This is a genomic window from Mycobacterium sp. Aquia_213, from assembly GCF_026625985.1.
GTDB lineage: Bacteria > Actinomycetota > Actinomycetes > Mycobacteriales > Mycobacteriaceae > Mycobacterium.
The window spans coordinates 70806-97744 of the sequence record NZ_CP113116.1; the positions used below are offsets into that span (position 1 = coordinate 70806).

25 protein-coding genes are annotated in these 26939 nt (G+C 66.4%); 7 read left to right on the forward strand and 18 right to left on the reverse strand.

Going from position 1 to position 26939, the window contains the following annotated elements; genetic code table 11:
* Positions 1 to 13 precede the first annotated feature (13 nt).
* From LMQ14_RS00300 to LMQ14_RS00315, 4 genes are all read right to left on the reverse strand, one after another.
* Complete coding sequence (locus LMQ14_RS00300; RefSeq protein ID WP_267732898.1) at positions 14 to 892, reverse strand: ESX secretion-associated protein EspG; 879 nt, start codon at positions 890 to 892, stop codon at positions 14 to 16.
* Entirely contained in the window at positions 892 to 1209 is a 318-nt protein-coding gene (locus LMQ14_RS00305) for a type VII secretion target (RefSeq protein ID WP_267732899.1), read from the reverse strand. Before LMQ14_RS00305 ends, LMQ14_RS00300 begins: the two co-directional genes overlap by 1 nt.
* Before the next feature lie 73 nt (positions 1210 to 1282).
* Complete coding sequence (locus LMQ14_RS00310; protein ID WP_267732900.1) at positions 1283 to 2521, reverse strand: EspA/EspE family type VII secretion system effector; 1239 nt, start codon at positions 2519 to 2521, stop codon at positions 1283 to 1285.
* Positions 2522 to 2863: 342 nt separating this feature from the next.
* Entirely contained in the window at positions 2864 to 4012 is a 1149-nt protein-coding gene (locus LMQ14_RS00315) for an FHA domain-containing protein (protein WP_267732901.1), read from the reverse strand.
* Positions 4013 to 4428: 416 nt separating this feature from the next.
* Between LMQ14_RS00315 and LMQ14_RS00320 the strand changes: the two genes are divergently transcribed.
* A complete protein-coding gene (locus LMQ14_RS00320; RefSeq protein WP_267732902.1) occupies positions 4429 to 4707 on the forward strand; it encodes a WhiB family transcriptional regulator in 279 nt (92 codons plus the stop codon).
* A 161-nt stretch (positions 4708 to 4868) separates the two neighbouring features.
* Here the strand turns inward: LMQ14_RS00320 and LMQ14_RS00325 are convergent, their stop codons facing one another.
* Positions 4869 to 5318, reverse strand: a complete 450-nt coding sequence (locus LMQ14_RS00325) for a nitroreductase family deazaflavin-dependent oxidoreductase (protein WP_267732903.1) — start codon at positions 5316 to 5318, stop codon at positions 4869 to 4871.
* Between the two features lie 21 nt (positions 5319 to 5339).
* A complete protein-coding gene (locus tag LMQ14_RS00330) occupies positions 5340 to 6176 on the reverse strand; it encodes an NAD(P)H-binding protein (protein WP_267732904.1) in 837 nt (278 codons plus the stop codon).
* A 108-nt stretch (positions 6177 to 6284) separates the two neighbouring features.
* Between LMQ14_RS00330 and sigI the strand changes: the two genes are divergently transcribed.
* The gene (sigI, locus tag LMQ14_RS00335; RefSeq protein ID WP_267732905.1) at positions 6285 to 7169 is read left to right on the forward strand and encodes an RNA polymerase sigma factor SigI; all 885 of its coding nucleotides are present in this window, start codon (positions 6285 to 6287) and stop codon (positions 7167 to 7169) included.
* An 11-nt stretch (positions 7170 to 7180) separates the two neighbouring features.
* Here sigI and LMQ14_RS00340 read toward each other — a convergent pair whose 3' ends face one another.
* Positions 7181 to 8443, reverse strand: a complete 1263-nt coding sequence (locus tag LMQ14_RS00340; RefSeq protein WP_267732906.1) for a MinD/ParA family ATP-binding protein — start codon at positions 8441 to 8443, stop codon at positions 7181 to 7183.
* Between the two features lie 651 nt (positions 8444 to 9094).
* Between LMQ14_RS00340 and gltB the strand changes: the two genes are divergently transcribed.
* Together gltB and LMQ14_RS00350 are read left to right on the forward strand one after the other, a co-directional pair.
* Positions 9095 to 13678: a glutamate synthase large subunit gene (gene gltB, locus LMQ14_RS00345; RefSeq protein WP_267732907.1), complete on the forward strand. Its 4584-nt coding sequence runs from the start codon at positions 9095 to 9097 to the stop codon at positions 13676 to 13678.
* A complete protein-coding gene (locus LMQ14_RS00350; protein ID WP_267732908.1) occupies positions 13671 to 15137 on the forward strand; it encodes a glutamate synthase subunit beta in 1467 nt (488 codons plus the stop codon). Before gltB ends, LMQ14_RS00350 begins: the two co-directional genes overlap by 8 nt.
* Positions 15138 to 15479: 342 nt before the next feature.
* On the opposite strand, the gene LMQ14_RS00355 is transcribed toward LMQ14_RS00350, so the two are convergent.
* A complete protein-coding gene (locus tag LMQ14_RS00355; protein ID WP_267732909.1) occupies positions 15480 to 16334 on the reverse strand; it encodes an LLM class F420-dependent oxidoreductase in 855 nt (284 codons plus the stop codon).
* A gap of 51 nt (positions 16335 to 16385) precedes the next feature.
* Here LMQ14_RS00355 and LMQ14_RS00360 point away from each other — a divergent pair, with 51 nt between their 5' ends.
* Positions 16386 to 16817 (forward strand): hypothetical protein, encoded by a 432-nt coding sequence (locus LMQ14_RS00360; protein WP_267732910.1) that lies wholly within the window; start codon positions 16386 to 16388, stop codon positions 16815 to 16817.
* A gap of 75 nt (positions 16818 to 16892) precedes the next feature.
* A complete protein-coding gene (locus LMQ14_RS00365; protein ID WP_267732911.1) occupies positions 16893 to 17900 on the forward strand; it encodes a PHP domain-containing protein in 1008 nt (335 codons plus the stop codon).
* Positions 17901 to 17909: 9 nt separating this feature from the next.
* On the opposite strand, the gene LMQ14_RS00370 is transcribed toward LMQ14_RS00365, so the two are convergent.
* The 3 genes from LMQ14_RS00370 to LMQ14_RS00380 form a co-directional block, all read right to left on the reverse strand.
* Positions 17910 to 18668 (reverse strand): YoaK family protein, encoded by a 759-nt coding sequence (locus LMQ14_RS00370; protein ID WP_267732912.1) that lies wholly within the window; start codon positions 18666 to 18668, stop codon positions 17910 to 17912.
* Between the two features lie 149 nt (positions 18669 to 18817).
* On the reverse strand, positions 18818 to 20017 hold the full coding sequence (dinB, locus tag LMQ14_RS00375) for a DNA polymerase IV (protein ID WP_267732913.1): 1200 nt from the start codon (positions 20015 to 20017) through the stop codon (positions 18818 to 18820).
* A 23-nt stretch (positions 20018 to 20040) separates the two neighbouring features.
* Positions 20041 to 20682, reverse strand: coding sequence for a TetR/AcrR family transcriptional regulator (locus LMQ14_RS00380; protein WP_267732914.1), 642 nt, complete (start codon positions 20680 to 20682; stop codon positions 20041 to 20043).
* Between the two features lie 77 nt (positions 20683 to 20759).
* On the opposite strand from LMQ14_RS00380, the gene LMQ14_RS00385 reads away from it, so the two are divergent.
* Positions 20760 to 22229, forward strand: coding sequence for a flavin-containing monooxygenase (locus LMQ14_RS00385; protein ID WP_267732915.1), 1470 nt, complete (start codon positions 20760 to 20762; stop codon positions 22227 to 22229).
* Here the strand turns inward: LMQ14_RS00385 and rraA are convergent.
* From rraA to LMQ14_RS00420, 7 genes are all read right to left on the reverse strand, one after another.
* Complete coding sequence (rraA, locus tag LMQ14_RS00390) at positions 22226 to 22705, reverse strand: ribonuclease E activity regulator RraA (protein WP_267732916.1); 480 nt, start codon at positions 22703 to 22705, stop codon at positions 22226 to 22228. The two genes, LMQ14_RS00385 and rraA, sit on opposite strands and share 4 nt — an antisense overlap.
* Positions 22705 to 23151, reverse strand: coding sequence for a nucleoid-structuring protein H-NS (locus LMQ14_RS00395; RefSeq protein ID WP_267732917.1), 447 nt, complete (start codon positions 23149 to 23151; stop codon positions 22705 to 22707). Before LMQ14_RS00395 ends, rraA begins: the two co-directional genes overlap by 1 nt.
* 105 nt (positions 23152 to 23256) lie before the next feature.
* Positions 23257 to 23769: a copper resistance CopC family protein gene (locus tag LMQ14_RS00400; protein WP_267732918.1), complete on the reverse strand. Its 513-nt coding sequence runs from the start codon at positions 23767 to 23769 to the stop codon at positions 23257 to 23259.
* The gene (locus tag LMQ14_RS00405) at positions 23766 to 24434 is read right to left on the reverse strand and encodes a YcnI family protein (protein ID WP_267732919.1); all 669 of its coding nucleotides are present in this window, start codon (positions 24432 to 24434) and stop codon (positions 23766 to 23768) included. Before LMQ14_RS00405 ends, LMQ14_RS00400 begins: the two co-directional genes overlap by 4 nt.
* A gap of 15 nt (positions 24435 to 24449) precedes the next feature.
* Positions 24450 to 25106: a DUF6474 family protein gene (locus tag LMQ14_RS00410; RefSeq protein WP_267732920.1), complete on the reverse strand. Its 657-nt coding sequence runs from the start codon at positions 25104 to 25106 to the stop codon at positions 24450 to 24452.
* Between the two features lie 122 nt (positions 25107 to 25228).
* Complete coding sequence (locus LMQ14_RS00415; RefSeq protein ID WP_267732921.1) at positions 25229 to 25627, reverse strand: transcriptional regulator; 399 nt, start codon at positions 25625 to 25627, stop codon at positions 25229 to 25231.
* A 455-nt stretch (positions 25628 to 26082) separates the two neighbouring features.
* Entirely contained in the window at positions 26083 to 26775 is a 693-nt protein-coding gene (locus LMQ14_RS00420) for a TMEM165/GDT1 family protein (RefSeq protein WP_267732922.1), read from the reverse strand.
* Positions 26776 to 26939 lie beyond the last annotated feature (164 nt).

The window sequence follows — 26939 nt, forward strand, 5'->3', positions numbered from 1 at the left end:
GTTACGGCAGAAATCAGCTTCGGTAGGAGGCGTGGGTGTGATCGGTGTGCGCGGACTCGTCATCAGAAGTCTGATCGAGCCAGGCGCGCGAGGGAAGGAATTCCAGCAGTCCGTCTAGTGTCCGCTGCAGATTTTCCTGGCTGCCGGAGAGAAAACTTCCGTACAGCTCGCCGTGGACACGGCGGGGCAGCGACACCAGTCTGCCCAGCGGTGAGTCGAGGACGCCCGCGGCGACGTCGGTCTGTGTGTAGGTGCCGCCGGGGTGGCGCTCGCCGGCGATGATCTCCACCCAGCTATCCGGGTTGCCGACGATCTCCGCGTAGACCCGGGCCGTGGCCGGCGCGACGCCGAGACCGGCCAGCTGGGCCGCCGTGGTGCATTCGGCCAGTTCCGTTGCCACACCGGTCAAAGGCTCGACGTTGGCCGGCGTCGCCGGGCCCAGCACGGCGGTCACCATGCCCGCCAGACCCACTTGCGCCGCTACCAGTTGTAGCGCGATCAGCTCGTCGTGCCGCGCGGCTATGACGTGACGATCGCCCTTGCGGCACACCGCAAAACGCACCATCACGCCACCGCCCACGTCGCTTCGCCACCACCGGCCTTCCAGCGTCCGGTCCGGCCGGCTGAGGGTGTCGACGATTGCCGCCACCGTCGGGTGGACCTGGCCCAGTTCGTTCAGCACCCCTTGCGCGGTGAGGTCGCGCTCCACCTGTTCCCAGACGAGTTTGCGCAAGTCATCCTGCGGGATGTTCTGCCGGATCCCCAGCGCCGCAGGGAATTCGATCAGGTGCAGCCGGTCGGCGATCACCAGCATGCCGTCGATAGTCACCTCGACGCCGACGACGTCGTCAACAAGACCGGCGCGGCCGGCGGCGAGGGGACCGGAATTCATTATTTGTCGAGCAGTTGCTTGTTGAGGTTGCCAGCCAGCTCGCTGTCGACGCCTTCGTACGCCGCCTTGGCGCTGCGCAGCTTCGCGGCCATCAGGAGGCTGGCGTCGCCCAGGGCCTTGCCCGCGGTCTTGCGGATGCCCTCGATCGTGTCGAAGGCACCATCGGAGCACCCGCTGATGACGCCGTGGGTAAGCCAGCAGTTGCTTCCGGTTCCGTTCAGTGCGTCGGCGGCAGCCTGGGCATCCTTCTGCGCCGCTTCCTGTTTGGTCGCCAGCGTCTCGAGGATCGCCGGTGAGACGAGTAGGTTATTTGCCATTGGTCGGTTCTCCTTAACGTTTAATTTCTGCGCTATGGTGTTGGCCCGCAATGTATTTCACGGGCGAGTGATATCAGAGGACGCGCTCGCGACCAGCTGCGGCCGGGGCGGCAGCGGGTGCCGCGGCGGGGGCCGCGGCGTCGACGGGTGCACGCTCGGTGCCACCGTCTTTACCGGCGGCGGCGCCGGCTTCCGCGTCCTTCTTCGCGTCCTCTTCCTTCTGCTTTTCCTCGTCCGTCTTGCCGTCGTCCTTGACGTCGCTGACGTCGTGCGCCGCGACCGGGGCAGCGGCGGGCGCCGAGCCCTTTGCGGATTGGGCGAGCGACTGTATCTGTTGCATGCCCTGGCCGAGGGTCTGCCCGACCTGGTTCATTCCCTGGGACGCCTGCCCAATCTGAGCCAGGCTGGGCGGCGTGAACGCCGCGGGGGTGGGCGTCTTGTCGCCTGTCTTGGTCGTGGTGTCCTTCTTGGTGTCGGTGGTCTTCGCGGCGGCGGCCTTGTCGCTCGAAGCGCCCAGCAGCGCCTTCTGCTCCGGCGAAACCTTGTCGCCCGCCGCGGCGGCCAATTTGTTGACACTCGGCGTAGCCGACGCGAAGGAGTAGTCCGTCAGGCCGTCGGAAACGGCGCGGAAGCCGGACAGCTTGGACGAGGTGTCCGAGGCAACCTTGCCCTGGATCCTCCCGAAACTCCCCGCCAGCTGCGACGTGACGTCCTTGCCCAGCTGGACGTATTGCTGGCCCAGGGTCGCGCACTGGTTGGAGATGCTCATCGAACTCGACAGCGTGAGCATCTCGACGACGAAGACTGCCGCGCAGCACGCGAAGGCAGCAATGATCTGCCACGCCTGCGAGATGCCCGGGCCCGCGATCGGGATCAGGTACAGGGCCAGGGCGATACCCGCGGCGGCGGTCAGCACGGCCACGTTGACGGTGCAGCACAGGTGTGCCTGCTTGACCTCGCCCGCCTGCTTGCTGAGGTAGCCCTTCAGGGTCTGGTCGTACGTCTTGAACTTGTCGACGAAACCCTTGAGCGTGTTGACCTGGGCGATATAGGCCGTCGCCGCGTCGCCGCTCCAGTCCCGCGGATCCGGAATGCTCGCGGGGTCCAAATCTTTGAGGAACAGGTTGAGTTTGTCCGCGGCGGTGGAAACGGCCGAACCCGAGTTGGGCGTTCCGAATCCGTTGAGCAAGTCCACGATGGTGACGGCCAGCGCGGCGGCATCGACAATGGCCGTCGGCGTCGGCAGACACTTTGTTCCGCTGTCTTTCAACGCCTTTGCTAGGACCGCGTTCTGCTTACCCGCGTAGATCATCCCTTTACCGAGGATCGTGGCGGCGCTCGCACCAAGGTTGGCCCAGTCTCCAGCCGAGGCAGCAGTAACGCCAGATCCAAAACTCTTCACACACGTCGCTAAATCTGTTGCACCGTTTAGCCAAGCCACGTCGGTGTTTCCCTTCAAGCTCGCAGATCCTGTGCACCGATCCTGTGCACGGTAGAACGAGCCTAACAGCGCTCAGAACTGGTCCAGTGCACGAATTTTTCGGCTAGGCAACAGCTTCCACCACCCGGCGCTCGGCCGCCACAGTAAACATTGCGGCAAGGTTGCCGAAAAGCGAACAATGAGAATTTCCGGCGGCCGCAGCCGCGCCGAAATTTAGTTGATGTGGCCTATCAGCGTTTCGATCGCAGCCGTTACGTGCGCGGGTAACGGCTCCTCGTCCTCCGCCCGCACGACCATTTCTTCGTCGACGCCGGCCGCTTGTGCAATTTCCAGCGTCGAAAGGTTAGCCCGGCGCCGGGCCGCGTACAACCGCTGCGCCAGTGGCGCATCCGGGGCATTGGCCCCGAGGGTCATTAATTCGTCGCGGTGCCGGCGAACCGCGCTCAGCGCCTTGATTAGTTCGGGAGTGATTTGGCTGATCCGGGTCGCCCGGACGGCGATCGTCTCGAGCTGGCGCAGATCGGCGAGGATGGGCGCCGAGCGCTCGGTGAACTCTGGGTCGTCGGCCGGCGGCAGCGCGGAGATGGCCAGGCTGCAACCGTCCACGGCGGCGACGACCGCCTGAGCGATCAGCGACGCGGCGCCGTCAGCCGGTGGGTGGTCGGGCGCGGCGGGACCGTCGACCGGCGCGGCTGGCGCGGCGGGGTCATCGGCGATGGGCTCCCCGTGCCGCATTCGATCGATGGTTCCGGCCGGCCACTGCAGGACTTCCTCGAGCTTCGCGCGGGTCCGTTCGCGCGGCCAACTGCGACCCTTTTCGAAAGCAATCAGTGCGCCGGCGTTGATGATCCCGTCTGCCGCGAGGCTGCGCTGGCTGATGTCGAGTTCACGGCGGCGGGCGGCTGCTGCGGCTCCGGCGCGAACCACGCCGGGATCCAGATCGATCGACGCGATGTTGTCCCCCTGCTCATCGGAATCGTCAACCTCTTGTAGGTCAACGGATTTCGGCGGCCTGACGACTTCAAACGTCAGGACTTTCCCCGCGGTCGGGTCCCCGAACCGGACGGTCGTCTTGTCGGTGACCGTCACGGAGGTTTTTCGTAGTCCGTCGACGAACATGCCGCTCGGGCTGCTGTCGACGATGCGCCACTCCCCATTGGTGGCCTCGGCCCGAAGGTGCTCCTGCGAGATCTGCGGATCATCGATCTGCACACCGGCCTGAGGTTCTCGGCCGATGGTCACCACACCGCGTCCCGGCTCGATCGCGTGCGACCTGTCGCCGCTGTGCACAACCAGCAGAGCCGGCAGGGCAGTTGACGCGGCGCTGGACATCGTCGGTGATTCCTCGCTCAACTTATTCATGTGGCGGCGGGCTGTCCGCCATCAGGATTCTAACTGCTGCACCCGTCAAATCCTATCGCGCCGCTACAGTTCTGCGTCAAGTTGTTACGGAATGGGCCCGCACGCGGCCCCCCGGGGTAACCGAGCCGTAACCGGTTCACCGCTACAGTTTGGCCCGCGGCTTGGCGGACGCCGATCGGGCCGGCCGCACTTGTGGGCGTATGGCCAGGTCGGCCCCACCATTGGGGCACCGTTTCGCCGCCGTTATCCACCAGTTAAACCAGGTGAAGCTTGCGGCGCGTGTGATATCCACCGAAGCGCCAGCGTACGGACCGATTGAAAAGTAGAGCATCAAACTGTTGCATCGCGACAGTTAGTGCTATACCCTTTCGAGTCATAGGACGCAGAACTGCAACGCTTTCTGGAGGAACGTAGCGATGACCGCAACTCTGTACAACATCCCGTTGGGCGCTTGCACCCAGGACCCCGACCGTTGGACGACGGCTCCCGACGCCGAGGCAAAGGCCCTGTGCCGGGCTTGCCCTCGCCGGTGGCTGTGCGCCCGCGATGCCGTTGAGTCAGCCGGCGCCGAAGGACTGTGGGCCGGTGTCGTGATTCCCGAGTCGGGCCGGCCGCGCGCGTTCGCGCTGAACCAATTGCGCTCGCTGGCCGAGCGCAACGGATACCCGGTGCGCGAGACGGCCAGATCGGCCTAACCCGGACCTCCCGAGGCGTCCGCAGTAGAGCAACGTCCGGGATCCGATGGAAGCAGTTGCGCGGCTCCGTCTTTGGAGCACCCCACTCGGACAGCCCGGACCGGCGAACAGACAGCGCGAGAACCACTCAAGGTCCTCGCGCTGTCTTGCGCTTGGGGGCGCTACGGCGAAGTGGCCGGATCGAACCGGAAAACGGCGAGCCGGCCCGCCAGCGCCTCGAATTCGTCAGAGGTTCCGTCGCGCACCATTCCCGAGCGCTTCGCGAACGACACCCCAACCGGCACCTTCTTCGGGAACTCCCGCAGCACCGGGCGGGCCTGATCGGCGGTCAGTTCGACGATTCTGACTTCCCGCGATCGTCGGCCCCGGGCCAGCGTGCCGGCACCCGCGGCACGGGCGTTCGCCGCCCAGTCCGCGCCCGGGTAACCCGCGACCACGTAGAGGCCGCCCTGGAATTCAAACGGCGTCATCGGGGTGCTGCGTGGTTGACCCGACTTGCGGCCGGGCACGGTGAGCACCATCGCGGGGCCGGTCGGTATCCCCAGTCTTTGCACCGCCATCATCATTTTGTTCATGGGCTTGAGATAGCGCGGCGGCTGTGGTTCGGACATTTCGGAATCTCCTGTCGGGATCTAGTTGGTGTACAGGTCGCGGTGCTCAGACACCCACTGCGCGAAGGACTGTGGCGCTCGGCCGAGGATCTTCTCGGCGTCGTGCGTGACAAGGGCGGGATGGTCCAGCGTTTCGGCGAGCATGGCCGTATACGCGCCGCCGAACTCGGCGCCGAAACCCAAGTCGATGAAGCGTTGCCGCACCGCCTCGGCAGGAATTTCGCGGTACTGCAGTGGGCGCCCCAGTTCGGCACCGATGACCTCCACCAGCTCCGAGTTGGTCAGCGCCTGGGGACCGGTCAACGGAACCCGCTGACCGACAAGCTCATCGGTGAGCAGGGCGCGCGCCGCGACCGCCGCGATGTCGCTCTCGACGATCGGTGCGGTCGATGCCGCTGCGTACGGCCCGGCCACCACGTCGCCGGCGCGGATCTGCGCGGCCCACATCCCCGCGAAGTTCGTCGCGAAGACCGTGGGCCGCAGGCTCACCCACGCCAGACCCGACTCGACGGCGAACTGCTCGACCTCGCGGTTGCGGTCGCCGCGAAAGCGCGATGGCTGTCGCGAGAAGTCGTCATCGGCGTTGATCGCCGACAGTGCAACCAATTTGGTGACTCCCGCGCGCCGGCATTCGGCCACCACCTCGGCCAGGCTTTCGCCGAGTGCGCGGGAGTTCAGGAATACCGCCGACGCTCCGGGCAGCGCCTCGGCCACCGCGTCGAGCGCCTCGACGTGCGAGGGAAACCGGGCGCTGTTCGGGGTGCGGGTGATGGCGCGTACTCGGGCGCCCGCGGCGACGAGTTCGGTAACAAGGGGGCGCCCGACATTGCCGGTCGCTCCGGTTACGACGATGGTCATGGTGTTTCCTCCTGAAAGTCGAAGATCTTCATCAACGACGGGGGCGGAGGAGGGAAAGTTACAGTCGGTAACACGTAACTTTTTCCGGCCCCAGATCGTCGATGTCTTATGAACCAGTCGCAGCCGCCATCCGACCTGCTCGCCGATGCCTGGCGTCGGCACCGGCCCTATCTGGTCAATCTCGGATATCAAATCCTCGGAGACGTCGGCGACGCCGAAGATGTTGCGCAAGAGGCATTTCTGAGGTTGTCGCGGACGGGTCCCGGCGAGGTCGACGACATTCGCGGCTGGCTCACCGTCGTCACCAGCCGGCTCTGCCTCGATCAGGTGCGCTCGGCGCGAACGCGTTACGAGCGGTTGAGCCATCCCGACCAGGGCGTGCCCGGCACCGAGGTCGCAGCATCGCGCAGCCTAGATCCGGCGGATCGGGTCACCCTCGACGACGAGGTCCGCACCGCGTTGATGGAAGTGTTGCGTCGGCTCAGCCCCGGCGAACGGGTCGCGTTCGTGCTGCACGACGTGTTCGGTGTCCCGTTCGACACGATCGCCGAAACCGTGGGGCGCCCGGTCGGCACCTGCCGTCAGCTGGCGCGGCGAGCGCGCTCGAAATTCACTGCGGCACAGCCGAAGCGTAGTGATGTGGCCCCCGCCGAGCATCAGCTGGTCACCGAGAAATTCATCACCGCCTGTGCCAACGGCGACATCGCCGCGCTGACCGCTGTGCTGGACCCGACGGTCTGGGGCGTGGGCACCGTCCTTGCCGACCCGGCGCTCCCGCCGCAGATCAACCACGGTCCGCATGCGGTGGCCACCAACCTGATGCGCTATCTGGGGCCGGGAGTCACGCTGGTCAGCGGTCCCGCCGGGCAGGCGGTGGTGCTCGCCTTCGCCGAGCGCCGGCTGTTCGCCGCCATTGTGCTGACCATCCGCGGCCCACTCGTCAGCAAGATCGAGGCGATCGCCGACCCGTCGGCCCGGATCGCGGCCACCTGAGGCGCGAAGCGTCAGCCCTGCTGGCCAGTCGGACGGGCGGGGCTCGCCCCGAAAAACCCGGCGATCATCGCGGTGGCCTGCAGCAACTTACGCCGCGTGGGGCCCGCCATCTCGTGCGTCACGTCGATGACGCCGCCCGGGCGCAGATGAGGGTCGTAGGGCACCTCGACCACCGGCTGTCCGTGATCGACGAACTCGCGGGCCAGCAGCGCCCGGGTGCGTTTGTCGGCGTGCCCGTCGGAGTCGTTGAGCACCACGATCGTGTTGTGCAACAACTCGGTCATGCCCTGATCCGAGAGCCATTCCATGGTCCGCGCCGCCGCGGACGCCCCATCGGCCCACGGCGAGGACACCACGATCAGCGCATCCAGGTCGCGCAGGACTTCCTGGGTGACGGGTGAATCCATCGTCGAGCCGCAGTCGATGACCGAGATCGTGAAATGGCGGTCCAGCCGCGACGCCGCTTCTCGGTAGATCGCGGGATCCAGCACCCGGCGCGGACCGGATGCCGGTTCGCCGGCCAGCACATGCAGGCCGACCGAATTGCGGCCCACCCGCCCGGCCACATCGGTGAAGGTCTCGAGGTTCTTGTCGGCGGTCAGTTCCCAGAACGAACTCGTCGAATGCGGGTCGATCCGGCTGCTCAACCGGCCGAACGCCGTGTCGGCGTCGATCGCCACCACGTGATCTTGCCCGCGACGGAGCTCGGCGAACAGCGATCCGACGCTGGCGGCGACGGAGGTTTTCCCCACCCCGCCCTTACCCACGACGCCGACCTTGTGGCTGCCGCGGAAACCGGTCCGGATGGCGGCTTCGAATTGGGCGTCTTGGCGTTGTGCGGGCGACGGGCCCAGGTTGACGAGGCCAAAGGTGAGCAGCCGCAGGATGCGTCGCCACCCGGTGTCGGGGAGTTCGGCCCCGGCGATCGGCACGAGGGCGGTGTCGGGCGCTGACGGCGGGATGACGGGCGTGGGGGGAGGAACCGGCGGCGCGGCGGGGCGCCGCGGGGGAGGGGGAGCGACGTGCTGGCGCTGGGGTGCGACCGGCGGCTGACGCGGCGCCGGCGGGGGTGCCGCGGGCGGCCGCGGTGGGGGTGGCTGGGGTGCCTGGCGTGGCGGATACGGCGGCGGGGCGGGTCGCTGCTGCGATGGCGGGGCAAAAGCGGCGGGCGGCGCGCTTCGGTGGTCCCTGGAACGCGGCTCCGCCGGGGCGGCGGGGGTGCCGGGCCGGTCGGGCTGCAGACGGTCCCGCAGGAATTCGTCGCGCTCGTTCATGGGCTCCTCGGTGCCGGGCGATCGATCGTCGCGCGTTGGCCGGCCGCAGGGGTGATACCCGACCAGTATCTCCGCACGTTCTCCTAATTAGTACCGCGCAAACTCGGGAGGCCCAAAGGGGGTGCCAGTGCGACGTCCAAGGCCCCCGCAGGGCATGTCGGCGGGGCGTACGGGCGCGGTGACTGCCACGCCTTATCGCGATCTGTGGCGCCGGTGCGCGGGGCGCACTGTGATCTCGGCCATCCTGGTGCCGCTGCAAGGCGGGGGCCACAGCTAACTCGAGTAGGCGCCGGCCCTATCGGCGCGCTGTCCGGGTCTGCGCTGTCGCAGGCGAAGTGTCGGCGGTTGAAGTACATTTCTCAGGGTTATCGAAGGCCGCCTGCAGCGAATTTACGTCGGCGCTACCTGCCGGGTTAGACTTGACGAAGTTGGCATGTCAGGCGGTTTTTGTCATATCGTTTTACGACTTGTCGAGACCGGGTACACGCCACCGTTCAGCGCCGCACGGACGATTCCCCCATCGGACCATTTTCCGCTTGGGAGACAGCCAATCGACAAGACCGAAGGGGCCAGCCCGCAACCTCCGGGTGCGGCCCCGTCGGAGCCACTGAATATGGCCGCGCAGCGGTTCTGGTGAAGAGGCAGGTGCATATGACGCCCACGCGCGTTGGGTTGTATAACCCCGCGTTCGAGCACGATTCGTGCGGGGTTGCCATGGTCGTCGACATGCACGGCCGACGCAGCCGCGACATCGTCGAAAAGGCGATCACCGCACTGGTCAACCTCGAGCATCGTGGCGCCCAGGGCGCCGAGCCGCGCAGCGGTGACGGCGCGGGCATCCTGATTCAGGTCCCGGACGCCTTCCTGCGCGAAGTCGTGGACTTCGAGCTCCCCGCGCCGGGCAGTTACGCCACCGGTATCGCGTTCTTGCCGCAGTCGTCCAAAGATGCCGCGGCGGCCTGCGCCGCGGTGGAGAAGATCGCCGAAGCCGAGGGCCTGACGGTGCTGGGCTGGCGCAATGTGCCCACCGACGACTCGTCGCTGGGCGCGCTGTCGCGTGATGCGATGCCCACCTTCCGGCAGGTATTCCTGACCGGGGCCTCCGACATGACGTTGGAACGCCGTTGCTACGTGGTCCGCAAGCGCGCCGAGCATGAACTCGGTACCAAAGGCCCGGGCCAAGACGGGCCCGGCCGCGAAACCGTGTATTTCCCAAGCCTGTCCGGCCGGACGATGGTCTACAAGGGCATGCTGACCACCCCGCAGCTCAAGGCGTTTTACCTTGACCTGCAAGACGATCGGATGACCAGCGCGCTGGGCATCGTGCACTCGCGGTTCTCGACCAACACCTTCCCGTCCTGGCCGCTGGCGCATCCGTTCCGGCGCATCGCCCACAACGGCGAGATCAACACCGTCACCGGCAACGAGAACTGGATGCGGGCCCGTGAGGCGCTGATCAAGACCGACGTCTTCGGGTCGGCCGACGACCTGGAGAAGTTGTTCCCGATCTGTACCCCGGGCGCCTCGGACACCGCACGTTTCGACGAGGCACTGGAATTGCTGCACCTGGGTGGGCGCAGCCTGCCGCACGCGGTGCTGATGATGATTCCCGAGGCCTGGGAGCGCAACGAGTCGATGGACCCGGCGCGCCGTGCGTTCTACGAGTACCACGCGTCGCTGATGGAGCCGTGGGACGGCCCCGCGTCGATGACGTTTACCGACGGCACCGTCGTGGGTGCCGTGCTCGACCGCAATGGCCTTCGCCCCTCCCGCATTTGGGTTACCGAGGACGGCTTGGTGGTGATGGCGTCCGAGGCGGGTGTCTTGGACCTGGACCCGTCGACGGTGGTGCGGCGGATGCGCCTGCAGCCGGGCCGGATGTTCTTGGTGGACACCACTTTGGGCCGCATCGTCGCCGATGAGGAGATCAAAGCCGAGCTGGCCGCCGAGCACCCGTACCAGGAGTGGCTCGACAAGAACCTGGTTCCGCTCGAATCACTGCCGCAGGGTGAGTACGTACGGATGGCGCATGAGCGACTCGTCATGCGGCAGTTGGCCTTTGGATACACCTATGAGGAACTCAACCTACTGGTGGCTCCGATGGTGCGCACCGGTGCCGAGCCGATCGGGTCGATGGGTACCGATACCCCGGTCGCGGTGCTATCGCAGCGTCCCCGGATGCTCTACGACTACTTCCATCAGCTGTTCGCTCAGGTGACCAATCCGCCGCTGGACGCCATCCGCGAAGAAGTGGTGACCAGCCTGCAGGGCACCACCGGCGGAGAGCGCGACCTGCTCAGCCCGGACGAGTACTCGTGCCATCAGATCGCGCTGCGTCAGCCGATTCTGCGTAACCACGAGCTGGCCAAGCTGATCAACCTGAATCCTGACGACGAGGTCAACGGGCGCCCGCATGGCATGCGCTCCAAGGTGATTCGCTGTCTGTACCCGGTCGCCGACGGTGGCGCCGGGCTGGCAGCCGCGCTGGAAGAGGTTCGCGAGCAGGCGTCGGCCGCGATTGCCGACGGCGCCCGGGTGATCATTCTTTCCGACCGCGATTCCAACGAGCAGCTGGCCCCGATCCCGTCGCTGCTCGCCGTCGCCGGGGTACACCACCACCTGGTGCGCGATCGGACCCGCACGCATGTGGGTCTGGTCGTCGAGTCCGGTGATGCCCGCGAGGTGCACCACATGGCGATGCTGATCGGCTGCGGCGCCGCCGCGGTCAACCCGTACCTGGCGTTCGAGTCGATCGAGGACATGCTCGACCGCGATGTCATCGACGGGATCGACCGCGACAAGGCGTTGAACAATTACGTCAAGGCCGCCGGCAAGGGCGTGCTGAAAGTCATGTCCAAGATGGGTATTTCGACGCTGGCCTCCTACACCGGTGCCCAGTTGTTCCAGGCCATCGGGATCTCCGAGGACGTGCTCGACGAGTACTTCACCGGGCTGGTCTGCCCGACCGGCGGCATCACGCTGGACGACGTCGCCACCGACGTCGCCGCGCGGCACGAGCTGGCCTATCTGGATCGGCCCGACGAGCGCGCGCACCGCGAACTCGAGGTGGGTGGGGACTACCAGTGGCGCCGTGAGGGCGAGTACCACCTGTTCAACCCGGAGACCGTGTTCAAGCTGCAGCACGCCACCCGCACCGGCCAGTACAAGATCTTCAAGGATTACACCCGTCTGATCGACGATCAGAGCGAGCGGATGGCGTCGCTGCGCGGACTGCTGAAGTTTCGCGGCGACGTGCGCCCCCCGGTTCCCCTGGACGAGGTCGAACCCGCCAGCGAGATCGTCAAGCGGTTCTCCACCGGAGCGATGAGCTACGGCTCGATCTCCGCCGAGGCGCACGAGACGCTCGCCATCGCGATGAACCGCCTGGGCGGCCGATCCAACAGCGGTGAGGGCGGCGAGGACGTCAAGCGTTTCGAGCCCGACCCCAACGGGGACTGGCGCCGCAGCGCGATCAAGCAGGTCGCGTCGGCACGGTTCGGCGTCACCTCGCACTATCTGACCAACTGCACCGACATCCAGATCAAGATGGCCCAGGGCGCCAAGCCCGGTGAGGGCGGCCAACTTCCGGGGCACAAGGTGTACCCGTGGGTGGCAGAGGTCCGGCATTCGACGCCCGGCGTCGGTCTGATCTCCCCGCCGCCGCACCACGACATCTACTCGATCGAGGATCTGGCGCAGCTGATCCACGACCTGAAGAACTCCAACCCGTCCGCACGGGTGCACGTCAAGCTGGTCTCCGAGAACGGCGTCGGCACTGTCGCGGCGGGCGTGTCCAAGGCGCACGCCGACGTGGTGCTGATCTCCGGCCATGACGGCGGCACCGGTGCCACGCCGCTCACCTCGCAGAAGCACGCGGGTGCCCCTTGGGAGCTGGGGCTGGCCGAGACGCAGCAGACGTTGCTGCTCAACGGATTACGCGACCGGATCGTCGTCCAGGTGGACGGACAGCTCAAGACCGGACGCGACGTGATGATCGGTGCGCTGCTGGGTGCCGAGGAGTTCGGTTTCGCCACCGCCCCGCTGGTCGTTGCGGGCTGCATCATGATGCGGGTATGTCACCTCGACACCTGCCCGGTCGGCGTGGCCACGCAGAACCCGTTGCTGCGGGAGCGCTTCACCGGCAAGCCGGAATTCGTCGAGAACTTCTTCATGTTCATCGCCGAAGAAGTCCGGGAGTACATGGCGCAGTTGGGCTTCCGCACCTTCAACGAGGCCGTCGGCCAAGTGGGCGCGCTGGACACCACGCTGGCGCGCGCGCACTGGAAGGCGCACAAGCTGGATCTGGCCCCGGTGCTGCACGAGCCGGAGTCCGCGTTCATGAACCAGGACCTGTACTGCAGCTCGCGTCAGGACCACGGCCTGGACAAGGCGCTGGATCAGCAGTTGATCGTGATGAGCCGCGAGGCGCTGGATTCCGGTAAACCGGTCCGGTTCTCCACCACGATCAGCAACGTCAACCGCACGGTAGGCACCATGCTCGGCCACGAGCTGACGAAAGCCTATGGCGGCCAAGGCTTGCCGGATGGAACGATCGATATCACCTTCGACGGATCCGCGGGCAACAGCTTCGGCGCCTTTGTGCCCAAGGGCATCACCTTGCGGGTGTACGGCGACGCCAACGACTACGTCGGCAAGGGCTTATCCGGCGGCCGTATCGTGGTGCGTCCGTCAGACAATGCGCCGCTGGAGTACGTCGCCGAGGAAAACATCATCGGCGGCAACGTGATCCTGTTCGGCGCCACCAGTGGGGAGGCCTTCTTGCGCGGCGTGGTCGGCGAACGGTTCGCGGTCCGCAACTCCGGCGCCCATGCCGTGGTTGAGGGCGTCGGCGATCACGGTTGCGAGTACATGACCGGTGGCCGAGTAGTGATTCTCGGCCACACCGGGCGTAACTTCGCGGCCGGTATGTCCGGCGGTGTGGCCTACGTCTACGACCCCGACGAGGAACTGCCGCAGAACCTGAACACCGAAATGGTGGATCTCGAGGCCCCCGACTCCGATGACGTGGAGTTCCTGCACGGCATTATCCAAGCGCATGTCGACGCGACGGATTCCGCTGTCGGCCAGCGAATCCTGGCCGATTGGCACGGGCAGCAGCGGCATTTCGCCAAGGTGATGCCCCGGGATTACAAGAAGGTGTTGCAGGCGATCGCCCAAGCGGAGCGCGACGGCGTCGATGTCGGCAAGGCGATTATGGCGGCGGCGCATGGCTGATCCGAGTGGCTTCCTCAAGTACACGCATCGGGAGCTGCCGCAACGCCGGCCTGTCCCGCTGCGGTTGAAGGACTGGAACGAGGTCTACCAGGAGTTCAACGACGACACCCTGCGCGAGCAGGCGACCCGTTGCATGGACTGCGGTATTCCCTTCTGTCACAACGGTTGTCCGTTGGGTAACTTGATCCCTGAGTGGAACGACTTGGTGCGCAGGGGCCGATGGCGCGATGCGATCGAGCGGCTGCACGCCACCAACAACTTCCCCGACTTCACCGGCCGGCTGTGTCCGGCGCCGTGCGAGCCGGCGTGCGTGCTGGGCATCAACCAGGATCCGGTGACGATCAAGCAGATCGAGCTGGAGATCATCGATCACGCCTTCGACGAGGGCTTCGTCGAGCCGAAGCCGCCTACGCTGCTGACCGGGAAGACGGTGGCCGTAATCGGTTCGGGCCCGGCCGGATTGGCCGCCGCCCAGCAGCTCACCCGGGCAGGACACAGCGTCACCGTCTTCGAGCGGGCCGATCGCATCGGTGGACTGCTGCGCTATGGCATTCCGGAATTCAAGATGGAAAAGCGCGTCCTCGACCGTCGACTCGACCAAATGCGGGCTGAGGGAACCGAATTCCGCGCGGGCGTGGACGTCGGAGTCGACATCACCGCCGAACAACTGCTCGCCGACTTCGACGCGGTGGTGCTGGCCGGCGGCGCCACCGATTGGCGTGACCTGCCGATTCCGGGGCGTGAATTGGACGGCATCCACCAGGCGATGGAGTACCTGCCGTGGGGCAACCGCGTGCAGGAGGGCGACGACGTGCTGGGTCCCGACGGGGAACCGCCGATCACCGCCAAGGGGAAGAAGGTCGTCATCATCGGCGGCGGCGACACCGGGGCCGACTGCCTGGGCACCGCGCACCGGCAAGGGGCGGCCAGCATCCACCAGTTCGAGATCATGCCGCGGCCACCGGAGGCGCGGGCCGAGTCCACGCCGTGGCCGACTTACCCGCTGATGTACCGGGTCTCATCGGCGCACGAAGAGGGCGGCGAGCGGGTGTTCTCGGTCAACACCGAGGAGTTCATCGGCAAGGACGGGCACCTGACCGCACTCAAGGTTCACGAAGTGGCGATGCAGGACGGCAAGTTCGTCAAGGTCGAGGGCTCCGATTTCGAGCTCGAGGCGGACGTGGTGTTCCTGGCGATGGGCTTCGTCGGCCCGGAGAAGGCAGGTCTGCTCACCGACCTCGACGTGAAGCTCACCGACCGCGGCAACGTCGCGCGCGGCGCCGATTACGAGACCTCGGTGCCCGGCGTTTACGTTGCCGGAGACATGGGCCGGGGCCAGTCGCTGATCGTCTGGGCGATAGCCGAGGGTAGGGCGGCCGCGGCGAGTGTGGACCGGTATTTGATGGGGTCAACCGCGCTTCCCGCGCCCATCAAGCCGACGGCCGCACCGCTTCAGTAGTCACACCAGTCACACTAGAAACACGCCGGCATTCGCTCGGCGAGTCTGCGGCAGTTTGCCAGAACGCGGGTGTCTAATAACGACTTGTGCGCTTCGTCACAACGGAGTCACGGTTAAGCAGATCGATCGCAGGAGTGGGTCACTGTGCATGTGAAACCAGTACCTCGTACGCGGGTGGGGCGAATGGCCTGGTCGTTCTTTCGGCACCCCGTGAAAAGTCGCGAGTTTCCCGCTAAGCAAGAGCGCCTGGTTACCGCCCAGGAGCTGTTGCTGTTCGGGACTTAGTAACCGAATCTCTCTACCCACGGTTCCACGACGAGTTTGCTCGGCGTCACGGAGTCGTCATTTCGCCGACAGCAACCCCGAATCCCGGATCGCCTCGGCCAGCGGTTCCAGCACGGCCGGGTCGTGCGGCGGGGGCAGGTAGACGATTCCCAAGTCCAGCCCCTCGGCCCCCAGCCCGGCCGCCGTCTCGATGACCTGTCCGTAGTCGAGGTCGTCGCCGAGGCGAACGTGGGCCGACATGGTGATTTCCTTCGGGTCGCGCCCGATGTCCGCGCAGCGCGCCGCCAGCACGTCGCGCTTGCGGGTGAACTCCTCGGGCGTCCCGCCGGCAAAATTCCAGTGCTGGGCATAGCGCGCGGTCAGCGGCAGCGTGCGCTTCTCCCCGCTGCCGCCGATGCAGATCGGCGGGTGTGGGCGCTGCGGTCCCTTGGGCTCGTTGCGGGCGTCCTTGAGCTGGTAATACTTGCCGTCGAAGTTGGTCGTCTCCTGGCTGAGCAGGCTGATCAGCACCTGACAGGCTTCCTCGAACCGGTCGAACCGTTCCCTGATGCTGCCGAGTTCGATGCCGTAGGCGCCGGACTCTTCCTCGTTCCAGCCGGCACCGATCCCGAGTTCGAGCCTTCCGTCGGAGATCACGTCGAGGGCGGCGGCCATATTCGCCAGCACCGCGGGGTGCCGGTAATGGACGCCGGTGACCAGGGTGCCCAGCCGCAGCCGCTTGGTGGCCTGCGCCAGCGCGGTCAGCGTGGTCCACCCCTCCAGGCACGGGCCGGTGCTGTCGGAAAAGATCGGGTAGAAGTGGTCGAACGTCCACCCTGACTCAAAGACGTCGATATCGTCGGCGGCCTGCCAGACGGCGAGCATGCCGGCCCAGGTGGTGTTTTGCGGTGAGGTTTTGAACGCGAATCGCATGACACCGACGCTAGCCGAAATTTATGAAGCGCAACTAAACTCATGCGGACGATGACTGTTGGCCTCGGGATCGACACCAAGATCACCCTGCTGTCCGCCGGTCTGATCTTTTTGCTCGCCCTGGTTCTCGGGGTCTGGAAGTACCGGCAGATCATGACGTCGGAGGACCACCGGGCGCATCCCTACGTCGACATCGCGCACCGGGCGGCGTTGCTCTACTCGTTCGCGACCCTGCTGCTCGCGGCGTTCGTCGAACTCAGCGCCTGGCCGACGTGGGTCAACCTGACGGCGGCGATGGTCGTCGTGCTCTTCTTCGTCGGGGCGATCGCCGCCTATATCGAACACGGTGCGCGGCGCGACACCGTCAACCAATTCGAGCAGCCGGTGCGGGGGACCGGGCTGCTGATGGCCATGCTGATCGTCGGCGAGATCGGCGGTTTCGGGGTGGTTTTCGCCGGGTTCATCGTCGCCCAGTTCTGCTGAACGTGGCGGTTTGGCGGTGACCTGCGGCGCCCGGCTCCGCCGCGCTTGCAGTCACCGCGCAGGCACACTAGAGCCATGGACCCGGTAGCCGCTCTTCGGCAGATCGCCTACTACAAGGACCGCAGCCGCCAGGACCCGAAGCGCGTCATGGCGTATCGCAACGCCGCCGATATCGTCGAGGGTCTCGACGACTCCGAGCGCGAGCGTCACGGGCAGGCCAACAGCTGGCAGACGTTGCCCGGCATCGGGCCCAAGACCGCGAAGGTCATCGCCCAGGCCTGGGCCGGCCGCGAGCCCGATGCGCTGGTTGAATTGCGGTCTGAGGCAACCGATCTTGGCGGCGGCGAGTTGCGTACCGCGCTACGTGGAGACCTGCACCTGCATTCGAACTGGTCGGACGGGTCGGCGCCGATCGAGGAGATGATGGCCACCGCGGCGGCCCTGGGCCACGAGTACTGCGCGTTGACCGATCATTCGCCCCGGTTGACGATTGCCAACGGCCTGTCGCCGGAGCGGTTGCGCAAACAGCTCGACGTGATCGACGGGTTGCGGGACAAGTTCGCGCCGATGCGCATCCTCACCGGTATCGAGGTCGACATCCTCGACGACGGCAGCCTGGATCAGGAGCCCGAACTGCTGGAACGCCTCGACGTCGTGGTGGCCAGTGTGCACTCCAAACTGTCGATGGATTCGGCGGCGATGACCCGCCGGATGGTGCGTGCCGTCTCCGACGGGCATGCCGATGTGCTGGGCCATTGCACGGGCCGGTTGGTTGCCGGCAACCGTGGCATCCGGCCGGAATCGAAATTCGACGCCGAGAAGGTCTTCACCGCCTGCCGCGACCACGGCACCGCGGTCGAGATCAACTCCCGTCCCGAACGCCGCGACCCGCCGACCCGGCTGCTCAACCTGGCGCTGGAAATCGGCTGCGTGTTCAGCATCGACACCGACGCGCACGCCCCCGGCCAATTGGACTTCCTGGGTTACGGTGCCCAGCGCGCGCTGAATGCCGGCGTCCCGGTCGAGCGGATCGTCAACACCTGGCCGGCCGACAAGCTACTTGCGTGGACCGGATCCAACTAGGCGGACGGCTCAGGCCCGCGCCGCTTCCGCCGCCTCGGGAACGGGTTCGTCGCTGCCGCCACGGCTGTGTAGCACGTTGGCTCCGGCCACGATCGCGCAGGTGGCGGCCGGTATGAGCAGCGAGTAGCCGCCCAAGTGAACGCCGAACATGATCCCGGCGATGCCGCCGCCCAAGAACAGCACCAGCGTCGTCACGAGGATCGCGGCCTTCCACTTCTGGATCCCGTCTTGCCGGCTGCGGCCGAGCATCAGACCCAGGTCGGTGACGGTGCCGGTGAAGTGGGTAGTGCGGATCGCCATGCCGCGAAAACTGGAAGTCATCGCATTTTGCAAGCCGAGTGCGGTGGCGGCGAACATGGCCTGCACGGCGGTTTGCTCAATCCCCAGCTCGTTGATCTCCGCCTTGACGAAGGTATCTTCGACGCCGGCCGCGGCCAGCACGAGCAGCGCCGCCTCGGTGAAGAGCACGACGGCGTGGCGCGGGCCCGCCAGGGCTTCGGTGGGGGCGAGAACCGCCCCGGCCATGGTCGCGCCCGCCAGGAAGCCGAACAAGATCGCGGCGAGCACGTGGCCTTCATAGAGCCAGGGATTGGCCGTGTTCATGCCCAGCTGGGTGGTGATCGCGGTGAGGTTGCCGACCGGCAACGCCAAAATCAGCAGGGCTACCGCGTTGACGAAGCCCGCGGATAGCGCGAGTACCGCGCTATAACCGAGCAGGAGACCTTCGCGAGGCAGGCCGCTTTCGCGGCCTTTGTCCGGCGGCGGCATCGTGTTCAGTTACTCACTTTCGGGGTCGGTTTTTTGCCAGCCTACAAGCGGGCACTCGGGCCCGCCGGGCTCGCGCGGCATCTCAAACAAAGCTCTTATCATCGAAATAGCATGGGTCAGAACGGAATTGGTTGGGCGATGGACATCTGTCAGTCTGGTAGTCGCGGCATCTCTATACCCGAATCGCGCCCGATTAACACCCCGCGGGTCAGGGCGGATTTTCCGAACCGCTGGCGGATCTGGTCGACCGCGGCGTCTACCGCAAGCGACTCCTCCTGAAACGGCAGCATCAGCTGCTGGGCACCGCTGCGATCGATGCCCGACACCGCAAAACCGACCAGGGTCAACCCGCGTTGGGCGATCGCGGGTGTGGCCGACGCGACCAGCTGCCGGGCGGCGGCCAGGATGGGCTGCGTCGACGACGTCGCCCACGGCAAGGTGTGCGACCGGGTTGCCCGGGTGAAGTCGTCGAACCGCAGGCGCAGCACCACGGTGCGACCCGTGCGCCCGGCGCCGCGCATCCGGGCCGTGATGCGGTCGATCAGGTTGACCACGACCGCGTCGATCTCGTTGGGCGACATGCGATTTCCGGCGCGCCCCAATGCCCGCTGGGCGCCCACCGACCGGCGATGCACCCCGGTGTTGACCCGGCGCCGGTCGATATTGCGCGACAGCGCATACAACTGGCGGCCCATCGCGCCGCCCAGCAACGAGGCCAGCGTCGATTCGCTGAGCTCGGCGACATCGGCCACCGTCGTGATGCCGTAGCCGTGCAGCTTGTCGGCGGTCACCGCGCCCACGCCCCACAATCGGCGCACCGGCAACGGTCGCAGGAACGCCAGCTCGCCATCGGGCGCCACCAGCAGCAGTCCGTCCGGCTTGGCCTCCTGACTGGCGACTTTGGCCAGGAATTTGGTGCGGGCGATGCCGACGGTGATCGGCAGTCCGACCCGATCCCGCACGTCGACTCGCAGTTGTTCGGCGATCTGGACCGGCGTGCCGGAGACCCGCCGCAAGCCGCCGACGTCGAGGAACGCCTCGTCCACCGACAGCGGCTCCACGATCGGGGTGACGTCGCGGAACACGTCGAAGACCGCGTCGCTGGCGCGCGAATAGGCCGACATGCGCGGTGGCACCACGACGGCATCGGGGCATAGGCGCCGGGCCTGCCTGCCGCCCATCGCGGTGCGTACGCCGTAGGCCTTGGCCTCGTAGCTGGCGGCCAGCACGACGCCGCCGCCCACGATCACCGGGCGACCGCGAAGCGTCGGATCGTCACGCTGTTCCACGGATGCGTAGAACGAGTCAAGGTCCGCGTGCAGGATGGACGCATCACACCGCACGAACATATGTTCGCACGCAGGTGTGACAACTAGCCGGATTCGCCGTAGATGCTGCTGAGCCAGATGTGGGTGAGGGTGTCGACGACTCGCTCCACCTCCACCGCCGGTGTCTCGGCGGACAGCGCGGCCATCATCGTGCGTTCGTTCATCTGGTTCAGCGATGTCGCCAGGTCCGCGGCCGGGATGGTGTCCGGGGCGGCGCCGCGTTCCCGCTCGGCGGTGATCATCGCGGCCGTTTGGTCGATCCATTTCTGCATGAACCCCGACCACACCGTCCGCAGCTCCGAGCTGGTGGCCATCGCCTCGGTCGCGGTCCGGGCCACGGCACGGTGCGTGCTGAATTCGGTGAAGAACGCTTTGATGCCGTTGCGCCATACCCGGCGCGGGTCGGTCGGAAGCCGCATCACCGCACCGTCGAACTCGGAGTCGGCGCGCGCGATCACCGGCTCGAGCAGCGACAGCAGCACGGCTTCTTTGGACTTGAAATAGAAGTAGAACGTCGGACGCGAGATGCCAGCGCCTTTGGCCAGGTCATCGACCGAAATGTCGGCCAGCGAACGGTCTTCGAGCAACCGCTCGGCGGTCGCCAGGATCGCCTGCTCACGGTCATCGCCCGACGGGCGCAGGGAGCGGCGGCCGCGCAGGGCGCGAGTCTGGCCGGCAGTCGTCACGCCCGTTACTTTACACACGGTTGAGGATTTCGACAGTGTGTTGACTAGATCAACACCGCGTTGATAACGTGGCCCTCATGACTGAGCACCTGGACGTCGTCATCGTGGGCGCTGGCATCTCCGGCGTGAGCGCGGCCTGGCACCTGCAGGACCGCTGCCCGACCAAGAGCTACGCCATCCTGGAGCGCCGCGACGATCTCGGCGGCACCTGGGACCTGTTCAAATATCCGGGCATCCGGTCCGACTCGGACATGTTCACGCTCGGGTTCCGGTTCAAGCCGTGGCGCTCGGCGAAGTCGATCGCCGAGGGTGCCGACATCAAGGCCTACATCAAGGAAGCCGCGGTCGAGAACGGCATCGATCGGCACATCCGCTACCGCCACCGCGTGGTGAGCGGGGATTGGTCCGACGCCGACAACCAGTGGACCCTGACCGTCGAGAGCGACGGCCAACAGCACGAGATCACCTGCTCCTTCTTGCTGGCCTGCACCGGCTACTACAACTACGACGAGGGATACTCACCGGCGTTCCCCGGCGCCGAAGATTTCGGGGGCACCATCGTCCATCCGCAGCATTGGCCGGAGGACCTCGACTACGCGGGCAAGAAGATCGTCGTGATCGGGTCCGGCGCGACCGCGATCACGCTGATCCCGGCCCTGGTGAATTCCGGCTCGGGCCATGTGACGATGCTGCAGCGCTCGCCGACCTACATCGGCTCACTGCCCGGGGTCGACCCCTTCGCCGAGCGGGCCAACCGGCTGCTGCCGGAGCGCTTGGCGCACATCGCAAATCGCTGGAAGGCCATCATCTTCAGCACCTTCCAGTATCAGCTGGCCCGTAAGCGCCCCGCCTACATGCGCAACCTGCTGATGACGATGGCGCAGCGACGCCTGCCCAAGGGCTACGACGTGGAGAAGCACTTCGGGCCGAGCTACAACGTGTGGGACCAGCGGCTCTGCCTGGCTCCGGACGGCGACTTCTTCCGGGCCATCCGGCACGGCAAGGCCGACGTCGTCACAGACACCATCGAGCGGTTCACCAAAAACGGAATCAAGCTCGCCTCGGGCGAGGAACTGCAAGCCGACATCATCGTCACCGCAACGGGTTTGAACATGCAGTTGCTCGGCGGGGTGCAGCCCACCCGCAACGGCGAGGCCTTCGATCTGACGTCGTTGATGACCTACAAGGGCCTGATGTTCTCCGGGGTGCCGAACTTCGCGATCACCTTCGGCTACACGAACGCGTCCTGGACATTGAAGGCCGACCTGGTCTCAGAATTCGTCTGCCGCTTGCTGAACTACATGGACGCCAACGGCTTTGACAATGTGGAGCCGCAGCGTCCCGGCAAGGACGTCGACGAACTGCCGTTCATGGACTTCAGCCCCGGCTACCTGCTGCGGTCGGTACATTTGCTGCCCAAGTCGGGATCGCGCGAGCCGTGGCGGCTCAAACAGAACTATCTGCTCGACATGCGCACGATCCGCCGCGGCAAGGTCGCCGACGAGGGCCTGCGATTCGCGAAAAAGCGTGCGCGAGTAACGGTTTAGGCGCTAACGACGACGATGCCGTCGTCGTCGCTGTAAGCGATCTCTCCGGGCGTGAACGCCACGCCGCCGAGGCTGACCTCCACGTCGCGCTCGCCGACGCCGCTCTTGCCGCTCTTGCGGGGATTGGTGCCCAGCGCCTTGATGCCGATGTCGATGCCGCGCAATGCGGCGGCGTCACGCACCGCGCCGTTGATGACGAGCCCGGCCCAGCCGTTGGAGCGGGCGAGTTCGGCGATCAGGTCGCCGACCAGCGCGCTGTGCAGCGAGCCGGCGCCGTCGATCACCAGCACTCCGCCCGCACCCGGTTGTGACAGTACGGATTTCAGCAGCGCGTTGTCCTGAAAACAACGCACGGTGCTGATCGGTCCGGCGAATTCGGTACGGCCGCCGAACTGGCGGAACTGAAGATCACAGCTGCGTACGTCGGGCCCGATGCGGTCGACGAGATCGGCGGTTGCCTCGAACGACACGCTCATCAGCGCCGCCGCAGCTGCCGGATCAGCAGGATCGCGAGCAGGCTTAGCGCGACGGCGATCACCAGCGGTAACGACGACTGGCCGGGTGCTGATTGCGGAATGTTCGTGGAGACTGGGTTGTTGGCGCCGTCCACTGTGGACTTCGCTTGTGCTGCAGCATCTTTAGCGGCGGCGGAAATTTCACCATTGGGCTCGAGCATGGGCTGTGGAGTCTGCTGCGCGTCCGGCGGCTTCGGCGGTGCGGGCGCAGTGCTTTTAGCGGGTGCCTTCTTTGCGGGTGCTTTCTTCGCGGGGGCCTTCTTTGCGACGGCCTTTTTCGCGGGTGCTTTCTTCGCCGGTGCTTTCTTTGCGGGTGCTTTTTTGGCGGCCTCGGCGGGGGGCGTGTGCTCCGGCGGCGTCGCTGCGCCGTTGGTTTCGCTGTTGGGTTGATCTTGAGGGTCTGCCATGCGGCCGCTCCTTCGCAGCTTTCTCCCGGCCATTTCTAGCGCCGCCAAAAGTTACTCGGACCCCATCATGCCAGCACGGCTGATCAAGCCTTGCCGGCCAGCCAGTCAGGGCTTGCGGCGCAGCGTCCACAACAGGCCCGCGCCGACGATCACGACGGCCACCGCGACGAACGGCCAGACGGGGATGCCGTGGCCGGCGTCGCTGGTAGCGGCCGCGGGTCCCGGTGTGCCGGTACCGGCCACTGTCAGCCGAAACGACCACGACCCGGACACCACATGGCCATCGGCGGACGTCACCCGGTAGTTCACCGTGTAGGTGCCCGTCGGTCCGAGCGGGCGCAGCGCGATGCCGACGACCGCGCCCTGCACCGTGGTGTCACCGGTGGACCAGACGTTGCCGTCCGGTCCGACGACGGTCATGGCGGCGAAGGTGGTCTGCAATCGCTCGTTGAAGGTGGCGCTGACTCGGTCCGGACCGGTCGCGAGAACCGCATTGTCGGCGGGCTCGGCGGACACCCGGGTGGCATGCGCCGACGCGACTTGTGCCGTCAGCGTCGCGGTCAACAGCATGGCGGCGAGCAGCAGGCCCGCCCAGGCGACGACGGCCAGCCGGGTCATGTCCTGGGACGGCGGACCAGCACCAGGGCGATGCCCAGCGCGGCCACGACCAAGGCGGCTCCGCCCAACACCCGCGCGATGTTGTCGCCGGACGTCGGTGCGCCGTGGTCGGAGGGCATGCCCGAATGGTGGTGCTCGTGCGGGGCGCCCGACCCGGCGCCGAGTGTCAGCATGGGTGCCGGATGCTCGGGCTCGCCGCCGTCGGGCAGTGGCTGCTGGTCCCATTTGACGACCGACCCGTCGGCATAGGTCTGGGTGGCCGGGAAGCTGACGGTATCGGTGTCGGGCAGTTTCACCGAGATCCGGAACAGCGCGAACTGGTCGGGACCGATGCCGCCCCCCGGCGCCGCGGTCCAGGTCACCGAATGCACGGTGCCGGCTGCCGCGTCGCGGTCGAGCTTGGCCGTCCACCCGGGCATGGCTTCGGTGCGCGCGGACGCGACATTGGGCAGCGTGACGGTCAGCGCCGTGGTTGCGGCGCCCTTGTCGGATTCGTTGGGCACCTGAAAGGTCACGATCGCCATGGCGCCGCGGGCAGGGTTGTCGCTGCTGGCATGGACGTGCGCCCAGGCCGGCGCGGTGGTGCTCGCCGCGCCGACGTAAAGCGTGGCGGCAGCCGCGACGACAATCAGGGCGCGCGGAATCAACTTGTCGCGGAATGGCATGTCAGAACACTACTTTCAGGTCAATCCGAGCCGAGCCATCAGATCTGCTTCGATGCCGTCGAGTTGCGATGAGATCGCCGAGTGCGCCGCGCGACGGCGCGCGGCCGGCATGTTCTCCGCGGCGGTGACGGCCGCCGACAAATCGGTGAGCCGCTCGGAGATGGCTGCCACGAACTGCTTGGTCTCGGCGTCCTTGGGCTTCTTGTCCAGCACCATTCGCAGGGACTTTTCCGAGCCGGCGATCCGCGCCGACAGCTGGGCGCCATGCCCGGAGAACTGGCCTATCTGCGCCAACGGGATCCCGAGTTGATCCGCGCGACGCTGGTCGATCAGCGCGCGAGCGGCCATCGCGGCCCGGTAGATCAGCGGCGTCAGGATCGGTGCCAGCAGTCGCGACACCGTCAACACCCGCCGGATCCGCGTCGGCGACAACACCTTGCCCTCGCGCGCCGCCTTGAGCTCGGTCTCGGCGACTTTCAACGCCGTGCGGTCGGTGTCGCGTTGCGATTTGAGCTGCGCCTTGAGGACCTTGTCGGCCGCGCGTCGATCGGCCCTGAACCGGCGCGCCTGGTTCTTGGCGGCGAGCTTGGCTTCCAGCTTGGCGCGGGCCTTGATCGCGCGGGCCTCGGCACGACGCGTAGCGCGGGTCTTTCGCTTGCGAAACAGGCCCATTCCCGGCCGCCTCCCGGTGTCTCGTGGACTATCGCTGTCGCGTGTACGCGATCCGTGGAGCCAACCCTAATCGGAACAGGCCGACGGCAGCCCAACAGGGCGGGCTGCGCTCGGGTAACCGGCTAGGCGTCGAGGTGTTCGGCGCGGCGCAGTTCGTTGACGCGCTCCACGATGTCCTGCTGGGCCTGGGCGGACAACCCTACGGCGCGCAAGGCGATGCGGCGGACACCGTCGTCGCGCAAGGAGGACATCCAGACCAGCTCCTTGTCGAGCTTCTCGTAGTACTCGTCGTCGGTGAAGTAGGCCGACTTGATACGGAAGAAGTTGGCCAGGGCGGCCATGGTCGCCGACGACGGGTTCGTGCGATTCCCGGAGCGTAGCTGCGACAGGTAGGGAGCCGACATCGTGATGCCCTCCGCCTTGAGTGCCGCGATCACCTCCGCGGAGGTGTGCGGCCCCCGCCCGGGTGGATACACCGTGTCGAACAAGCGGTTCAGGCGGGCGGAAAACGTCGTGCTCATCGATATGACCTCCACTGGGCTGTAGAAGTGAAACTATTACCTAAGTGTATTTGCTGACCATGGTAGCGAGTGTTTGAGTCCGCAACCAGGTGCAAAGGGGGGCGGGTTCGCTGGTGGCCTCCCCCGAGTTCGCTCAATCCACACTTGACGAGCGTCCAACTAAATGACGGCAGTGTCCATAAAGCGAACAAAACTCACAGGTTATCCGCAGAAAGCAAGTCTGGTGTCGGGGTGCGTCCGCGATCCGGGGAGGGGTGGCGCCGCGGCACGGCCGATGGTGTCGGGCGGATATCTCGCAACGGGCCGACAACGCAGACCCATTGAAAGCCTACTTTGCTGTCCGGTCTGATTTCGGCGACGCCAAGAGGGGAAGGGTGCAGTAAATGGCCCGCAGAGATACCTCTGGGGGCGACTGCCGGGCTCGGCCGGCCCGCGCGGAGGAGTGCCGCTGCACCTTAGACGGTTTCCGGTGACCTCCTGGCGATTGAAGCTTCGGTGTGACGGCGTCGCAGAGTTTGCGCCGTCGCCGCGGATAGGGCGGCCAATGCCATTGCCACGGAGGCCGCGATGGCCACCGGGCGCCAGCCCAGCGCGTTCTCAAACAGCATCCACAGGCCGAAAATTCCGAACAGCACGCCGGCCACCATGTGCAGCAGCTGCTGGGGCAGGCGGCGGTGCAACAGCATCCCGGCACCGAGCGCCAGCGCGTCAGCCAAGACCATGCCCAAGGTGCTACCGATCCAGACGCCGGCCCAGTCGTGATCGCTGGCCAACGTCACGGTCGCCAAGGTCGTCTTGTCGCTGATTTCGGCGAGCGCGAACGACGACACCACGGTCAGCAGCGCGAAGCGGGGTTCGGGCGCGTTCGAGACCTCGACGTCGGCGGAGCCCTCGCGCCACGCCAACCCGGCGAAAATCAGGAATGCGATCGCGGACGCGAAGGCCATCGGGCGCGCCGGCAGCGCGGCGCCGAGGAAGTGGCCGATCGTCACCGAAAGCCCGTGCACAGCGAAGGCGGCGATCGTCACTCCGGGTAGCACCACCCACCAGCGGAAGCGCAACGCGTAGGTCATCGTGATGAGCTGGGACCGGTCGCCGAGTTCGGCGAGGAAGACCACTCCAAGACTCAAGAGTGTCGCGGCAAGCACCTGGGTGACCTTTCGACGCGTCGTTGACAACCGCTGTGGTCATCGAACACCGGTCGAAGGTCTCGCCCACCGATCCGTTGGGACCGGTTCGCCGGCCGGGCTATTCGCCAGTATGTCGACGCGACGATTTGGGGCTACTCCCCTTCGCTAACGGTCCCAGGCTA

Bases quoted from the DNA above. Each gene is read 5' to 3' on its own strand.
- LMQ14_RS00365 (WP_267732911.1), top strand. From the start codon at position 16,893: ATGGACCCGGTAGCCGCTCTTCGGCAGATCGCCTACTACAAGGACCGC.
- LMQ14_RS00350 (WP_267732908.1), top strand. From the start codon at position 13,671: ATGGCTGATCCGAGTGGCTTCCTCAAGTACACGCATCGGGAGCTGCCG.
- rraA (WP_267732916.1), bottom strand. From the start codon at position 22,705: ATGAGCGTGTCGTTCGAGGCAACCGCCGATCTCGTCGACCGCATCGGG.
- LMQ14_RS00400 (WP_267732918.1), bottom strand. From the start codon at position 23,769: ATGACCCGGCTGGCCGTCGTCGCCTGGGCGGGCCTGCTGCTCGCCGCC.
- LMQ14_RS00300 (WP_267732898.1), bottom strand. From the start codon at position 892: ATGAATTCCGGTCCCCTCGCCGCCGGCCGCGCCGGTCTTGTTGACGAC.
- sigI (WP_267732905.1), top strand. From the start codon at position 6,285: ATGAACCAGTCGCAGCCGCCATCCGACCTGCTCGCCGATGCCTGGCGT.
- gltB (WP_267732907.1), top strand. From the start codon at position 9,095: ATGACGCCCACGCGCGTTGGGTTGTATAACCCCGCGTTCGAGCACGAT.
- LMQ14_RS00310 (WP_267732900.1), bottom strand. From the start codon at position 2,521: ATGATCTACGCGGGTAAGCAGAACGCGGTCCTAGCAAAGGCGTTGAAA.
- LMQ14_RS00405 (WP_267732919.1), bottom strand. From the start codon at position 24,434: ATGCCATTCCGCGACAAGTTGATTCCGCGCGCCCTGATTGTCGTCGCG.
- dinB (WP_267732913.1), bottom strand. From the start codon at position 20,017: ATGTTCGTGCGGTGTGATGCGTCCATCCTGCACGCGGACCTTGACTCG.
- LMQ14_RS00385 (WP_267732915.1), top strand. From the start codon at position 20,760: ATGACTGAGCACCTGGACGTCGTCATCGTGGGCGCTGGCATCTCCGGC.
- LMQ14_RS00320 (WP_267732902.1), top strand. From the start codon at position 4,429: ATGACCGCAACTCTGTACAACATCCCGTTGGGCGCTTGCACCCAGGAC.
- LMQ14_RS00355 (WP_267732909.1), bottom strand. From the start codon at position 16,334: ATGCGATTCGCGTTCAAAACCTCACCGCAAAACACCACCTGGGCCGGC.
- LMQ14_RS00415 (WP_267732921.1), bottom strand. From the start codon at position 25,627: ATGAGCACGACGTTTTCCGCCCGCCTGAACCGCTTGTTCGACACGGTG.
- LMQ14_RS00395 (WP_267732917.1), bottom strand. From the start codon at position 23,151: ATGGCAGACCCTCAAGATCAACCCAACAGCGAAACCAACGGCGCAGCG.
- LMQ14_RS00315 (WP_267732901.1), bottom strand. From the start codon at position 4,012: ATGAATAAGTTGAGCGAGGAATCACCGACGATGTCCAGCGCCGCGTCA.
- LMQ14_RS00330 (WP_267732904.1), bottom strand. From the start codon at position 6,176: ATGACCATCGTCGTAACCGGAGCGACCGGCAATGTCGGGCGCCCCCTT.
- LMQ14_RS00410 (WP_267732920.1), bottom strand. From the start codon at position 25,106: ATGGGCCTGTTTCGCAAGCGAAAGACCCGCGCTACGCGTCGTGCCGAG.
- LMQ14_RS00370 (WP_267732912.1), bottom strand. From the start codon at position 18,668: ATGCCGCCGCCGGACAAAGGCCGCGAAAGCGGCCTGCCTCGCGAAGGT.
- LMQ14_RS00360 (WP_267732910.1), top strand. From the start codon at position 16,386: ATGACTGTTGGCCTCGGGATCGACACCAAGATCACCCTGCTGTCCGCC.
- LMQ14_RS00325 (WP_267732903.1), bottom strand. From the start codon at position 5,318: ATGTCCGAACCACAGCCGCCGCGCTATCTCAAGCCCATGAACAAAATG.
- LMQ14_RS00340 (WP_267732906.1), bottom strand. From the start codon at position 8,443: ATGAACGAGCGCGACGAATTCCTGCGGGACCGTCTGCAGCCCGACCGG.
- LMQ14_RS00305 (WP_267732899.1), bottom strand. From the start codon at position 1,209: ATGGCAAATAACCTACTCGTCTCACCGGCGATCCTCGAGACGCTGGCG.